This is a genomic window from Thermovirga lienii (assembly GCF_036847465.1).
GTDB classification, from domain to species: domain Bacteria; phylum Synergistota; class Synergistia; order Synergistales; family Thermovirgaceae; genus Thermovirga; species Thermovirga lienii.
On record NZ_DAITZW010000020.1, the window covers coordinates 1 to 14,060 of the forward strand.

Annotated in this window: 11 protein-coding genes; 8 read left to right on the forward strand and 3 right to left on the reverse strand. The window is 49.8% G+C overall.

The features are described 5' to 3' along the window. Positions 1-51: 51 nt before the first annotated feature. From V7Z69_RS06400 to V7Z69_RS06410, 3 genes are read left to right on the forward strand one after another with little or no spacing between them, the layout of a single operon-like run. The gene (locus tag V7Z69_RS06400) at positions 52-1,086 is read left to right on the forward strand and encodes an iron ABC transporter substrate-binding protein (protein ID WP_334139221.1); all 1,035 of its coding nucleotides are present in this window, start codon (positions 52-54) and stop codon (positions 1,084-1,086) included. A gap of 2 nt (positions 1,087-1,088) precedes the next feature. Then, a complete protein-coding gene (locus tag V7Z69_RS06405) occupies positions 1,089-2,714 on the forward strand; it encodes an ABC transporter permease (RefSeq protein ID WP_334139222.1) in 1,626 nt (541 codons plus the stop codon). Further along, positions 2,704-3,732, forward strand: a complete 1,029-nt coding sequence (locus V7Z69_RS06410; protein ID WP_334139223.1) for an ABC transporter ATP-binding protein — start codon at positions 2,704-2,706, stop codon at positions 3,730-3,732. The genes V7Z69_RS06405 and V7Z69_RS06410 overlap by 11 nt, the downstream gene beginning before the upstream one ends. Positions 3,733-3,812: 80 nt before the next feature. Here the strand turns inward: V7Z69_RS06410 and pdxT are convergent, their stop codons facing one another. Beyond that, positions 3,813-4,382, reverse strand: coding sequence for a pyridoxal 5'-phosphate synthase glutaminase subunit PdxT (pdxT, locus tag V7Z69_RS06415; protein WP_334139224.1), 570 nt, complete (start codon positions 4,380-4,382; stop codon positions 3,813-3,815). 3 nt (positions 4,383-4,385) lie between these two features. Further along, positions 4,386-5,261: a pyridoxal 5'-phosphate synthase lyase subunit PdxS gene (gene pdxS, locus V7Z69_RS06420; RefSeq protein WP_334139225.1), complete on the reverse strand. Its 876-nt coding sequence runs from the start codon at positions 5,259-5,261 to the stop codon at positions 4,386-4,388. Between the two features lie 201 nt (positions 5,262-5,462). On the opposite strand from pdxS, the gene V7Z69_RS06425 reads away from it, so the two are divergent. The 5 genes from V7Z69_RS06425 (at position 5,463) to V7Z69_RS06445 (ending at position 12,822) form a co-directional block, all read left to right on the forward strand. Next, the gene (locus V7Z69_RS06425; protein ID WP_334139226.1) at positions 5,463-6,125 is read left to right on the forward strand and encodes a GntR family transcriptional regulator; all 663 of its coding nucleotides are present in this window, start codon (positions 5,463-5,465) and stop codon (positions 6,123-6,125) included. A gap of 2 nt (positions 6,126-6,127) precedes the next feature. Next, positions 6,128-8,989, forward strand: coding sequence for an acetate--CoA ligase family protein (locus V7Z69_RS06430; RefSeq protein WP_334139227.1), 2,862 nt, complete (start codon positions 6,128-6,130; stop codon positions 8,987-8,989). Positions 8,990-9,002: 13 nt separating this feature from the next. Then, positions 9,003-10,226, forward strand: a complete 1,224-nt coding sequence (locus tag V7Z69_RS06435) for a LeuA family protein (RefSeq protein WP_334139228.1) — start codon at positions 9,003-9,005, stop codon at positions 10,224-10,226. 9 nt (positions 10,227-10,235) lie between these two features. After that, entirely contained in the window at positions 10,236-11,387 is a 1,152-nt protein-coding gene (locus tag V7Z69_RS06440) for a pyridoxal phosphate-dependent aminotransferase (protein ID WP_334139229.1), read from the forward strand. Positions 11,388-11,478: 91 nt separating this feature from the next. Continuing rightward, entirely contained in the window at positions 11,479-12,822 is a 1,344-nt protein-coding gene (locus V7Z69_RS06445; protein ID WP_334139231.1) for a sodium-dependent transporter, read from the forward strand. A gap of 113 nt (positions 12,823-12,935) precedes the next feature. Here V7Z69_RS06445 and V7Z69_RS06450 read toward each other — a convergent pair whose 3' ends face one another. Beyond that, entirely contained in the window at positions 12,936-14,051 is a 1,116-nt protein-coding gene (locus V7Z69_RS06450) for a glycerol dehydrogenase (RefSeq protein ID WP_334139233.1), read from the reverse strand. Positions 14,052-14,060: the final 9 nt, after the last annotated feature.

The following is a 14,060-nucleotide window of genomic DNA, read 5'->3' on the forward strand; positions in this document are numbered from 1 at the left end:
TGAAAATGATTTTTCTTATCAGATACTTTGCAATTCAAGGAGGGTGTATATATGAGGTTTCGGTCTTTGTCAGGTTTGTTCAGTGTACTATTGGTGATTGCTGGGGTCATTACCTTGATCTTTTCGGTTAGCCTTCTACCTTCGGCAGCCTCAGCCCAGGAAAGCCTGGTGGTATATTCTGGACGAAGCAAAGAGCTGGTTCAGCCTATATTCGACAAATTCAGCGAGAAGTATGGAATCGAACTTAAAGTCCGTTATGGCAAAACTTCCCAATTGGCTGCAACCTTGTTGGAGGAAGGGACTCGTTCACCTGCTGATGTCTTCTTCTCACAGAACGCAGGGGCACTGGGTGCTTTGGAATCAGAAGGAATTCTTGAAACTCTACCGAACAACTTGCTGGACCGCGTAGAAGAGCGCTTCAGATCCAAAAAAGACAAGTGGATTGGCGTCACAGGAAGAGCTAGAGTGGTCGCCTACAGCAGCGAACGATTGACCAAAGAAGACCTGCCCAAATCGATTCTTGAGTTTACAGATCCAAAATGGAAAGGCCGAATTGGTTGGCCTCCTACAAACGCATCCTTCCAGGCCTTTGTAACCGCCATGAGAGTTGCATTGGGAGACGATGCCACTGAAGCTTGGCTAAGGGGCATTTTAGCCAATGAACCTAAAAGCTATCCCAAAAACACCCCGATTATTGAGGCCATAGCGAAGGGCGAAATCGACGTTGGTTTTGTCAACCACTACTACCTCTATCGATTCAAGGCAGAGCGAGGCCAAGATTTCCCCGTGGAAAACTATTACCTGTCTGGCTCTGATGTGGGAGCTTTGATCAACGTGGCAGGCGTAGGAATTCTCGAATCTTCCAAAAACAAAGAAACAGCACTTAAACTGATAGATTTCTTGACCTCCGAGGAAGCACAAAAGTACTTCGCAGAAGCAACCTACGAATACCCGCTGGTCAAAGGAGTCAAGGCAAACCAAGCTTTGCCGCCCCTTGAGGATATTGACACCCCAGACATAGACTTGAGCGACCTTAGTGACTTGGAGAACACTTTAAAACTGCTTCGGAAGGTAGGGATTCTTTAATAATGACTTCAAGGAAGGCCTGGCACGCAACAAAAAGCAATATACTGGTGACAGCAATATCCCTTTTGGTGATAATTCTTGCCGGCCTTCCCATATTTTACCTAGCCGTGAGAGGGTTAGTGTCTGGACAGGAGGTTCGGGAGCTAATTTTCTCCCAAAGAACTGCGCAGTTACTTATAAACACTCTTTTACTCTCTGGCACCGTTTTGTGCGTGTGCCTTACACTATCCCTACCGCTTGCCTGGCTGACAACCCAAACTAACGTTTTGGGCAGACGATTTCTCGTTATTCTCAGTACTGCCCCGTTGGTCGTCCCTAGCTATATCGGTGCATATGCTCTCATCTCTGCCCTCGGTACCGGTGGAATGTTGGTGGAAGCCGCAAGAAAATTTCTGGGTATTTCAATTGCTCCCCAGGTGTATGGCTTCTGGGGAGCTGTGGCAGCCCTTTCCCTATACACTTACCCCTATCTTTTCATCAATCTGCAAACTGCGTTTTCATCTTCCGACGAATCCCTAAAAGAAGCTTCTTACAGCCTTGGACACGGCCCGTTGAGCACTTTCTTCCGCATAGTGCTGCCTACTCTTGTCCCCGGATTTCTTTCGGGCGCAATTTTAGTATTGCTGTACACCATAAGCGATTTTGGCGCCGTGTCCCTTTTGCGCTATGACACCTTTGTGCGTGCCATATATATCCAGTATGAAGCATCATTCAACAGGGAATATGCAGCGGCCTTAGGGTTGATAGTAATGGCCTTGAGCGCTTTCCTCATTCTCATCAAGACTCAGATTCATCAACGCTTCCTTTTTAAAGCCTCCGGGAAAAATCACCGTCCTAGCAAAAAGGTCGATTTGGGAGTATGGAGATGGCCAGTATCCATCATTGCCTATGGGATACCAATCCTGGCCTTGGGGCTGCCCATAGTTGTCACCGGATATTGGCTTGTACTGGGATTATCTTCAGGGGAAAACCTAAAATTCCCAATTAGTGCCGTTACTGGTTCTTTCAGCGTAGCTGCGGCAGGAGCCCTTGTGGCAGGGGCTTTGGGGTTAATCGTGGCCTATATTTCTTTGCACCACCATAAAAAACTAATAACAAGAGCCATGGAAAATGTCATACACATCCAATACGGACTTCCTAGCATCGCAGTAGCCTTGGCATTTGTTTTTTTCACCATTCGATTTGCTTACCCCTTATACCAAACATTTTCCCTTCTCATCCTGGCCTATTCAATCCGGTTTCTCCCCCATACAACTGGAGCAAGCAAAACGGCTTTGGCACATATACATCCTCGTGTGTACGACGGGGCAAAAAGTTTAGGGGCATCCAGAAGCCGTATCTTCAGGACGATTACTTGGCCTTTAGCTAAAGCAGGTATCTTAGGTGGAATGACCATGACCTTCTTAAATATAGTTAAAGAACTGCCGCTTACGCTGGTGCTTAGTCCAGTTGGATTTGAAACCCTGGCGACCAACATGTGGGGATCCATGGAAGAAGCCTTCTACGCAAGAGCTGCGGTACCTGCCTTGATCATAATACTTCTCTCTGGGTTGTCGATCACGTGGGTCATACCGAAAACTGCAAGAGAAGGTAATTCGCAAAGGAGTGAATCCAACGTTGAATACTAACACAACCACTTTACGCTGCCAGGCGCTGCGCAAAGAGTTTAACGGTACAGTTGCCGTGGATAATGTAAGTTTTTCCTTAAAGAGAGGAGATTTTCTTTGCCTTTTGGGCCCCTCAGGCTGCGGCAAAACAACAACTCTGCGGCTCATAGCTGGCTTTGAAAAACCGGATGAAGGGATCATTTCCATAGCTGGCAGAACAGTGGCCGGCCAAGACATTTTTGTGCGACCGGAAGAACGCAAGGTGGGCGTGGTCTTCCAGGAGTACGCTTTATTTCCTCACATGACGGTCGAAGAAAACATAGGATATGGAATAAGAAATTCAAGGCAACGGCAACAGAAAGTCAAGGAACTACTGAAATTGGTTGGACTTTGTGGTATGGAGAAAAGACATATCCACGAACTGTCCGGAGGTCAACAACAACGGGTTGCTCTGGCTAGGGCTTTGGCCCCAGAACCAGACCTAATTCTTTTGGATGAACCATTCTCCAACCTTGACGCAAACCCCAGGCAGCAACTGCGGTGGGAACTTTTGGATATACTGAAAAGAGAAGGTCGAACCGCCGTTTTCGTAACCCATGATCAAGAGGAAGCCTTGGCTTTGGGAGATTGGATAGCCGTTATGGAAGAAGGCCGAATTCTCCAGTTTGGTTCCCCTGAAGAGGTCTACGAAAGGCCTATAAACGACAAGGTCGCCAGTTTGGTCGGAGAGGTCAACTGGATAGAAGCCCACGTAAACAAAGGAAGAGCCTATTGCATTCTAGGCCAAGTACCTGTGGCCTCGCCCGTGGAGGGCAAAGTCAAGCTCATGGTTCGTCCTGAGCAGATTGAAATTGACCCCCATCCAGAGGGGCATGCCTTCGTGGCTCAAAAACAATTTCTAGGCCCTACCCAGTTGGTGATGCTAACGATGGGACATAATACCATTAAGGTCCGAGTCCCTTCTCACAAACACATCGCCATTGGCTCTAAGGTCAAAGTAAACCTCACTCGCGCCCCCATGGCCTATAAAACGCCTTAAGGGTCAGGCCTCAACTTTGACGCTTTTCCCATCGTAAACAAAGCTCACCGAAACCAAGGCCCGACCCTAACCTGGCTCTTCTATGCGCCTTTTACCATATTTACGAAGTAGTCATGTATTCTTGGATCCCCCGTAAGTTCTGGATGAAAGGAGCTCACCAAAACATTATCCTGCCTGAGCATAACTGGAGTCCCCTCAAGCTCGGACAACACATGGACATCATCTTTCCACTTAACCACCTTTGGTGCCCTTATAAATATGGCCTCAAAAGGACTGTCCAAACCCTTCACCTCTACGGACTCCACAAAACTATCCACTTGCCTGCCATAGGCGTTCCTTACTACGTGTATGTCTATCGCACCCAAAGACTCTTGTGGATAGTTTTCCACGTGCGCAGCGAGCAATATCATTCCTGCACAGGTTCCGTAAACCGGCAGGCCATTCTTTATCTTCTCTTTCAGATAGTCAAAAAGGCCTACCCTCTTCATGATTCTTATCATTGTCGTGGACTCCCCACCTGCAATAATGAGCCCATCTACCTGGTTCAGCTCCTCTGGGGTCCGAACTATCTTGAAAGGAATTCCAAGCCTTTCAAGCATGAACCTGTGCTCTCTAAAATCGCCCTGCACCCCCAAGACGCCTATCAACATGGCCTACCATCCTCTTTCTTGGAGTTTCACTTCCAGGTTTTCGATCTCCAAGCCATCCATAGGCTCTCCTATGTCCTCCGAAACCTTAAGCAACGTGTCCGGATCATTCCAATAGGTCACGGCCATCACTATGGCCCTTGCCATTTTCTCAGGATCCTTAGATTTGAAAATACCACTTCCCACAAACACCCCATCAGCTCCAAGCTCCATCATCAAAGCGGCATCAGCGGGAGTAGCGACTCCTCCAGCTGCAAAGTTAACCACCGGCAACCTCCCTAACTCCTTGACCTTCTGCAGAAGCTCCACTGGCGCTTGTATCTCTTTTGCATAAGTTGCCAGCTCCTCAAAGGGCATATTTTGAACCTTTCTTATCTCCGACATGACGGTCCTCATATGCTTTACAGCTTCAACTACGTTCCCTGTCCCTGCTTCACCCTTGGTCCTTATCATTGCAGCTCCTTCGGCAACCCTCCTTAGAGCCTCTCCCAGGTTTCTGGCTCCGCACACAAAAGGCACGCTGAAGCTGTGCTTATCTATGTGATGTTTATCATCAGCCGGCGTCAAAACCTCAGACTCGTCTATGAAATCCACTCCTAGAGCCTCCAGGATCCTTGCCTCCACTATGTGGCCAATCCTAACCTTGGCCATTACCGGGATTGAAACAGCCTCCATTATCTCCCTTATCTTGCTTATCGAGGCCATTCTGGCCACGCCTCCGGTCTTTCGGATATCCGCCGGAACCCTCTCAAGAGCCATAACCGCAACTGCCCCAGCTTGTTCTGCAATCCTTGCCTGTTCCGCAGTGGTTACATCCATTATCACTCCACCTTTGAACATCTCGGCAAAGCCTTCCTTTAGCCTTTTCGTCCCCTTTTCCATCCAAACGCTTCCCCCTTCATGTAATGTACTCAGTCGCTTCTATACATTAACCCCATCTTGATTATTTAAAAGATCCAGTTCCTAGTTAGATTTTCTTTTAACTGGACCTTAGCTGAGTTCGGGCTTGACTCAAGTTGCTTTTTCGTGATATTTGTTAGTCGGATATCGGATACGATATCCGACTATGGGAGGTGTAAGAACATGAAAGTGCCTACTATAGCGGCGCTTGCCCTGGAAGAGATTCGAAACATGATCCTTTCGGGGCGCTTCAGTCCTGGGGAGAAGATTAATATAGATCAGCTTTCAAGAGAATTATCCATAAGCAAGACCCCTATCAGGGAAGCCCTCAAGGAGCTCGGGCGGGAGGGACTTCTCTCCTATCAAGCCAGGGAGGGCTGGAGTGTGGCTTCCCACAGTCCAGAGGAGTTCTCTCAACTGGAAGAGCTGCAGCAGATCCTCAGATCTCACATAAGCACCCACATCTACAAGTTCGTGGACAACCTGGACTTCAATGAACTGGAGAACATAAACGAAAACATAATCCACTTCGTCAACACCAAACAATACGACAGGGCCTTCATGGAAAACGACAAGTTCCACATGAAGATCTACGGAGCCTACCCAAACAAGATCATCTTGGAAGAGCTGCGGCAGGTCAACAACGCCATAGGGCTCCAAAGGCGCTTTATCCTCAAAAAATGCATAGAGAAGGACCCTAAGTTTTACCTGGACAACCTCAAGAAACAGCACGCAGAGATCCTTGATTCCCTTAAGTCCAGAAATGCAGAGCGCATAAAGGCATCCTTCGAAAATCATTTTTCCACTTTAACCCAAATGCTAGAAAAACAGATGGAGGAGTTTTAGGCATGGCAAAGAGCATATTCAACCCCAATTACGGCCCAATGAGAGTATTGGGTTACATATCGGGCTCCGGAGCTACCCTGTTCAGAACCCTGGAGCTTCAAAGGCGACTCGAGAGAACACCGGAGGGAAGCCCTTTCAAGATAGTGGGGCTTTTCTGTGACAATCCCAACGCAAAGGGCATTCGTACTGCGGAGGAACTGGGTATCCCTGTACGGGTACTGGACATAAGGAAATTTTACGAGGATCGCAACGCACCCCTAAAGGACAGAGAACTCCGCAAGCTTTACGATCAAGAAGCCATGAAACTATGGGAGGACCTGGAACCTCATCTAATACTTCTGGCCGGCTACGTCTGGGCTACCACGGAAGAGATTCTTGATGCTGTTAGGGTGGTGAACGTTCACCCTGCGGACCTCTCGATAACTAAGGACGGCAAAAGAGCATACGCCGGCGCAGACGGTGTGGGGGATGCCCTCAGAGCAGGAGAAAAGACCCTTCGCGCCTCTTCACATCTAGCGACAAACGAGCTGGACGGCGGCCCTTTGCTCATCATATCTCCCCCAGTAGAGGTCCCTCCATTTGAAGGGGCACCAAGCTTCGAAGAATACAGAAAAAGCTGCATCAAGCTGGTGAACGAACAATCCAGGACCGTAGGCGCCCGAACCGTTTACGAGATCGCCATGGGACATTTCCAGATAAATGAACAAAACGAGGTCCTTTACAAGGGAGAGCCTGTCCCCAAAGGCCTAAGGTTCGAAAGTTGGGAAGAGAACAAGATTTTACCGGACCGCCCCTTGAATTCCCTTTATGCACCCAAGAGCGTAGCGGTCATAGGAGCATCCCAAAAACCGGGCATCGGCAGGGCGGTCTTGGAAAACATAAAGTCCTACGGTTTCAGTGGCGAACTTTTCGCGGTGAACAGAAAAGGAGAGGAAGTCTCAGGGTGCAGGGGGTACAAGAACGTAAAGGACATACCCTCTGAATTAGACCTTGCGCTTCTTTGTATTCCCTCATCTAGCGTCTTGGAAGCCGTAAAGGACTGCGGGGCAAAAGGCGTAAGAGCACTGGTAGGCATAGCAGCAGGGTTCAAGGAGACAGGAGATGACGGAGCCCTATCGGAGAAGAAGCTGATCCAGGAAGTCGACAAGGCCAACATTAGGTTTTTGGGCCCAAACTGCATGGGGCTTTTGAACACCCACCCTGATGTCAAACTCCATGCCAACATCTTACAAGGCCTACCTAGGGAAGGCGGGATCGCCTTTGTGACCCAAAGCGGAGCCATAGGCGCTGCCCTCCTCGATTATGCTGAGGACCTGGGATTGGGTTTTTCCCAGATCTATTCGACAGGAAACCAAGCGGACATAAACATAAACGACCTCTTACCCGTCCTCGAAAGCGACGAAAACACCAAGGTGGTTGTCGCTTATATGGAAACACTGCCCCAACCTGCCAGGTTCAAGAAAAACGCTTCCGCCCTCACGAGGAAAAAGCCTCTCATAGTAATAAGGTCCGGCAAAACCCAAGCGGGGGCTGCGGCGGCCCAAAGCCATACCGGGAGCCTCGCTGGCGACAATACCATGATCAAGGCCATACTAGACCAAGTAGGGGCTATCACTGCAGATAACCTTCAAGAGGCTTTTCTTTTGGCGGCGGCCCTTGAAAAGATGCCTGCCGCAAAAGGCAGGAAGGTAGGAGTCATATCCAACGCGGGAGGCCCTGGCACTCTGGTCGCCGATGCGCTGGCCGAACGGGGTTTCGAGTTGCCCCTTCTTCCAGAACAAACCAGGCATTCGTTAGCTAAAGCCATCCTTCCGGAAGCTTCGACGGGAAACCCCATAGATCTCGTGGCAACTGCAAAACCAGAACACTACGCCCTGGCAGCGAGGGAGATGGTCGAATCAGGCATATACGACGCATTGATAGTAATAGTTGTCCCCCCTGCCACAGTGGATACCGGCGAAGTTGCAAAGGCAATGCTGCCTTACCTGAAGGAATTTCAGGGCCCCATACTCTCGTGCTTCTTCGGTCCCGGCCTGGGCAGAAAGGGGCGAAAGGTCTTCCAAGAAGAGGGTATCCCTTCCTTCCCCTTCCCCGAACAGACAGCAGAAATCCTTGGCAGGATGGTCAAACGTGAAGAAAGCGAGGACTACAGCAAGCACTCTTCCTCGCAGATCAGGAGACCTTCCATATCCATGAGAAAACATATAAGACGCACCCTAGGCCATGTCCAGGGCTTTCTGCCGCCCCTCAAGACCAAGGAACTGCTGGACTGCTACGGGATAAAGACCGTCAATACACAAAGCTACAAAGACATAGACCCAGCGAAACTATTTAGCGGGGAGTGCAGAAGCTACGCCCTCAAAGTGGACCATCCAGAGGTGATCCACAAAAGCGAGCACGGCGGCGTGATACTTGGAATAAACACAGCCCAAGAGTTCCAAGATGCCCTTTTATCTCTCCGGGAGCGATTCCCCGACGCCAACGACTTTCTGGTTCAGGAAATGGCCAGCCCTGGAACGGAAATAATCCTTGGAGCCGTCAAAAAAGGCGACCTAGGCCATGGTGTAATGGTGGGCCTGGGAGGGATAGCCGTGGAAATCCTTCACGACACAGCTCTTTTGCCTGTACCCTTCTCCCCCCAGGAAGCCATGAAAACCTTGAGGAGGCTAAGGACCTGGAAGCTCATCGCTGGACACAGGGGACGAAAGGGAATAGACACAGAAGAGTTAATTCGCTGGATGATGTCCCTTGCTCGTCTAGTGCAGGATTTCCCCGAGATAGAGGAACTGGATATAAACCCCGTCATAGCGGGGCCAGAAGGGTTGGTTGCCGTCGACTGGAGGGCAAGTTGGAGCACAAATTAAGGAGGTGTTTTCTGTGGGGTACAAGGAACAAGGGAAATGGTGGGTCAGCCCTGAGAATTATGATCAAGAGGTGACAAGACAGTTTGGCTTCCCAGAGAAGATAGAGATCCTGGACACGACACTTAGGGATGGGGAGCAGCAGGCAGGCATAATTTTCACCAAGGAAGACAAGCTAAAGATAGCAAAGGCTCTGGCAGAAGCAGGGGTCCACAGGATAGAGGCGGGAACTCCTGCTGCCAGCAAGGAGGACGCTGAGGCTGTAAAGGCCATAGTGGATGCCAAGCTCGGGTCGAAAATTTTCGTCTTCGTCAGGAACATGATAAAAGACATCGAGCTTGCCAAATCCCTGGGCGTGGACGGAGTGATAGCGGAGATAATCGGAAGCGAACATCTTCTGGAATTCGGGAAACGGTGGACCTTTGAAAAGGCCGTGGAGGCGTGTATAGAGGCCACAAGGGCGGCGCACGATATGGGCCTTTACGTTACCTTCTTCCCCGCCGACTCAAGCAGGGCCTCTGATGATTTTCTGTTCAGAATGGTGGACGCCGTGGCTGAGAAGGGCCATATAGATTCTTTGGCATTGGTGGACACTTTCGGTTGTTTCTCCCCTGAAGGAGCTGCCAATCGGGTTCGAAAGTTGAAAGAGCGTTACGACTTTCCCATTGAGGCTCACTTCCACAGCGACTTTGACATGGGCGTAGCGACCACCATCGCTGCCCTGAAGGAAGGCGCGAGCGTAGCTCACGTAACGGTGAACGGAATAGGCGAACGAGCAGGAAGCGTGCCCCTTGAGTCCGTTGTACTGGCCCTTGAGGCCCTCTACGGGGTAAAGACTGGAATAAGAACTGAGAAGATAAAGGGGCTTTCCGATCTCGTAGCAGAGCTCTCCAACTTCCCCGTATGGCCCATCAAACCTGTCACAGGAAGCAGGATTTTCGGCTGGGAAACTGGGCTCCCATCAAGCCTATGGTTGAACTGCAAAGACACTGATCCTCTGATAATGCTCCCCTACCACTGGGAACTCACGGGACAACATGAGCCCAAAATCTATCTGGGAAAGAAAAGCGGCAAGGACAATCTCAACCTGTGGCTTAAAGAGGCAGGCTTGGAAATCCCCGAGGAATTAAAACCAGACCTACTACAGGCCGTGAAGGAGCTATCCATAAAACTCAAGCGAGATCTCAACATGGAGGATTTCAAGAATCTAGTGTCGGAATTCATGGCCCAAAGGGGGTAGACAGTCTTGATGTTGGCTTCCAAATACCAAAACCTGAGACCTTCGCCGATGCTGAAGATATTTCAGGCAGCGGCGAAACTTGATGACGTCATAAACCTTGGGATTGGAGAACCCGACTTCGACACGCCCAAAGATATCATTGATGCAGGGTGCAAGGCCGCTAAGGAGGGGTTCACCCACTATCCTCCTGTGACCGGCTTCAGCGACCTAAAGGAAGAGATCGCCCGTTACTGGGCAAAAAAGTATGACTTATCCGTAGAACCTGACGAAATAATGGTTACAACCGGCGGAATTCAGGCATCTTACCTGGCATTACAGGCCATATGTGAGGAGAATACGGAGGTTTTGATCCCTGAGATTTGCTTCACTCCTTATTTCCAACAGTTGGAGTTCGTGGGGGCCAAGGTCATTCCTGTACCGATCGAAGAAAAAGACCAATTCCGGCTTACTCCTCAAAACCTCCAAAGAGCTCTCACCCCTAATTCGAGGATACTAATCCTAAACTCCCCATCCAACCCGACGGGGGCTGTCTCAACTTATGAAGATCTGGAGGGCATTGCCAAGATCGTCAGGGAAAGGGATCTAATAGTGATATCGGACGAGATATATGAGGCCTTCGTCTTCGAAGGAAGGCACATTCCCTTCTCTTCTCTGCCAGGAATGAAGGAGCGAACCATAACGATTGCAGGTTTCTCAAAGACCTATGCCATGACGGGGTGGCGAATTGGCTATGCTATCGCTCCCGCCCACGTGATAAGAGTCATGGGAGTTATCTCCGTTGCCCAAAGCATGGGGGTCAATACCCTGGCTCAAAAGGCAGCGGTCTTTGCATTGCAAAACAAGGATGACTTCGTGAAGGAAATGGTGGAGACCTACAGGCGCCGAACCTCCGTAGCCTCAGAGGCCTTTGGGGCTATTCCTGGATTGAGCTGCATAAAGCCCAAGGGAGGGTTTTACTTGTTTGTGAACATAAAGGGAACAGGCATGGATTCAGTTACTTTCTGCATGAAAGCCCTGGAAAACGCGAAAGTCGCCATGATACCAGGAGTTGCCTTCGGCAAGCGAGGTGACGACTTCGTTCGCATAGCATGCACGGTGAGCGAGGAGAAGTTGTTAGAGGCAGCACAGAGATTAAAGAGTTTCTTGGAGAAAGGCCAATGAGCAACTTAAGGAAGGGGTGATTTCGACACAGAGATTTTAATTCACGGTGTTTAGCCTGTGGAAACAATCTTGGAAAAGGAGGGAGAAAGGAATGGCAAGCAGGGATCAATTTAGAAGCAGGATAGGGTTTATATTGGCGGCGGCTGGCTCTGCAATCGGTCTGGGGAACATCTGGAGGTTCCCCTATATGACAGGAGAGTCAGGCGGAGGCGCTTTCGTCCTGATGTATCTTTTGATAGTTATGGTGGTAGGAGTCAGTTTGCTTTTGGTGGAGTTTTCCATTGGAAGGCATGGGAAAGCGAATGCCGTGGACAGCTACGCCAAGATACACAAAGGCTTTGCGTGGATCGGATATTTGGGTGTTTTCACATCTTTCCTGCTGATTTCCTATTACTCTGTAGTTGGAGGATGGACCATATACTATACGCTGAAGTCGGCTACAGGTACTTTGACCAGTTTGCCTGCCGATCAGATAGGTAACTTCTTCGGAGGTTTCATAAGCCAACCAGTTTTGCCTCTTTTCTACCATCTACTGTTTATTTTCCTAACGGCATGGATAGTAGCTAAAGGCATCTCTGGCGGCATTGAAAAGTACACCAAGGCCCTAATGCCCCTTTTGTTCATCATGCTGTTGATACTTTTAGTGAGGGCATTGACTCTTCCTGGAGCCATGAAAGGTGTTGCGTGGTATCTCAAACCGGACTTCTCTAAGTTGACAGGTTCCACCGTAGTGGCAGCATGTGGTCAGGTCTTCTTCTCCTTGTCCCTTGGGCTTTCAGGCATGGTGACGTACGCTTCCTATCTATCAAAGGATGACAACCTGATATCCAGCTCTTTCGTGGTCGCGATGACAGACACCCTAATAGCTATAATAGCCGGATTCGTCATATTCCCCACCATATTCGCCTTTGGCGGCGATCCAAGCGGCGGCCCTGGACTCGTCTTCATCTCGCTGCCTCAAATCTTCACGAAAATGCCCATGGGAGCGTTTTTTGCGTTCATCTTCTTCCTGCTATTGGTCATAGCGGCCCTGACGTCCTCTATTTCCATAATGGAGGTATGCATAACTTTCTTCGTGGAGAAAGTCAAGTGGAGCAGATTAAAGGCATCGGTCTTTTACGGAACAGTGTGTTTCTTGCTCGGCATCCCTGTGTCACTAAGCTTCGGGATGTGGGGCGACGTAAAAATCCTCGGCAAGGGCATATTCGACCTTTTCGACTACTTCTGCTCAAATATATCCCTGCCTCTTAGTGGACTTGCCTGTGCCATACTCGTGGGATGGTTCTGGGGCAAGGAAAAAGCCTTGGCAGAGGTCACAAACGACGGCAGGATTCAAAGCAACGTTGCAGGATTATGGTTTTTCACTGTGAAGTACGTCATCCCTATAGTCGTCGGTATCATATTCCTACAGGCCATAGGGGTACTCCAGGTGTAACTCTTTCCGCTTCGGCCTGCGCTGTGCTAGCGCAGGCCCTTAATTCTCAATTTTGACTCCAAAGGGGGTAGGGGTAGGGGCAGCTTCTGCTGCCCCTGGAGGCGATGTGTAGATTAAACCTCGATGCCTCTTTCCTTTAGGTAGTTTCTCCCTATGGCATCGGCGGCGAAGATGGCATCAAAGAGCATTTGTGGCGTTACCTCGAAAGGCATGTTGTGGATCAGCATGCCAGGAGCGCAGGTCATCTCTGCGACCTTCATTATCTTCTCCTCCGTAGGCTCCACGACACCTATCTGCTTCAGTGTTATGGGCAAGCCTACTTCTACACAGAAGTTCATTACTTCCTCTATCTGCTCCCATGACCTATCCTCAAGGACTATGTGCACCAAGGTTCCGAAGGATACCTTCTCTCCGTGATACACGCTGTGGGTCTCTTCCAAGATCGTGAAGCCATCGTGAATGGCATGGGCAGCAGCAAGGCCAGAGCTTTCAAAGCCTATTCCACTCAACAGGGTGTTAGCCTCAACTACTTTCTCCACCGCGGGGGAAGCAACGCCCTTTTCAACCGCCAGCTTGGCCGGCTTTCCATATTCCATCAAAATGTCATAGCAAAGCCTTGCAAGGCTCAAAGCAGTGGCCGTGGAATACCCACCCGGCAAGTTTTTGGCAGAGGACCTGAAGCACGAATCGGCCTCGAACCACGTTGCCAAAGCATCTCCCATGCCGGATACCAAAAATCTCACAGGCGCCTTGGCTATAATGGACGTGTCCACCAACACCAGGTCTGGGTTTTTGGGCAAAACAAAGTATCTGTCAAATACTCCCTCTTCCGTGTATATAACGGACAAGGCGCTGCATGGAGCATCGGTCGCTGCTATGGTGGGGACTATAACCACAGGTTTTCCCATCATTGCAGCTATGGCCTTAGCGGTATCTATCGCCTTTCCTCCACCCACGGCGACAACAAACTCAGCTGCGTTATCCTCGGCGATCTTTTTCAGCCTGTTTATCTCGGGATCGCAGCACTCGCCATTGAAATGCTCGAAAACAGCCTCTATTCCTTCCTTCTTGAAGCTCTCCTCAACGATCCCTTTGGAAGTGCTCATAGCCCTCTTCCCGCCTATTACAAAGGCCTTCTTGCCAAGATGCTTTGCCTGTGCTCCTATCTCAGCCAATGCACCCGGCCCCTGAACATACTTGCTAGGTGATATCATTACTTTGGTTCCCATACTAATCCC

What these genes read in the sequence shown, in the direction of transcription:
- V7Z69_RS06440 (WP_334139229.1), top strand. Translation starts at nt 10,236, where the DNA reads ATGTTGGCTTCCAAATACCAAAACCTGAGACCTTCGCCGATGCTGAAG.
- V7Z69_RS06450 (WP_334139233.1), bottom strand. Translation starts at nt 14,051, where the DNA reads ATGGGAACCAAAGTAATGATATCACCTAGCAAGTATGTTCAGGGGCCG.
- pdxS (WP_334139225.1), bottom strand. Translation starts at nt 5,261, where the DNA reads ATGGAAAAGGGGACGAAAAGGCTAAAGGAAGGCTTTGCCGAGATGTTC.
- pdxT (WP_334139224.1), bottom strand. Translation starts at nt 4,382, where the DNA reads ATGTTGATAGGCGTCTTGGGGGTGCAGGGCGATTTTAGAGAGCACAGG.
- V7Z69_RS06405 (WP_334139222.1), top strand. Translation starts at nt 1,089, where the DNA reads ATGACTTCAAGGAAGGCCTGGCACGCAACAAAAAGCAATATACTGGTG.
- V7Z69_RS06425 (WP_334139226.1), top strand. Translation starts at nt 5,463, where the DNA reads ATGAAAGTGCCTACTATAGCGGCGCTTGCCCTGGAAGAGATTCGAAAC.
- V7Z69_RS06430 (WP_334139227.1), top strand. Translation starts at nt 6,128, where the DNA reads ATGGCAAAGAGCATATTCAACCCCAATTACGGCCCAATGAGAGTATTG.
- V7Z69_RS06445 (WP_334139231.1), top strand. Translation starts at nt 11,479, where the DNA reads ATGGCAAGCAGGGATCAATTTAGAAGCAGGATAGGGTTTATATTGGCG.
- V7Z69_RS06400 (WP_334139221.1), top strand. Translation starts at nt 52, where the DNA reads ATGAGGTTTCGGTCTTTGTCAGGTTTGTTCAGTGTACTATTGGTGATT.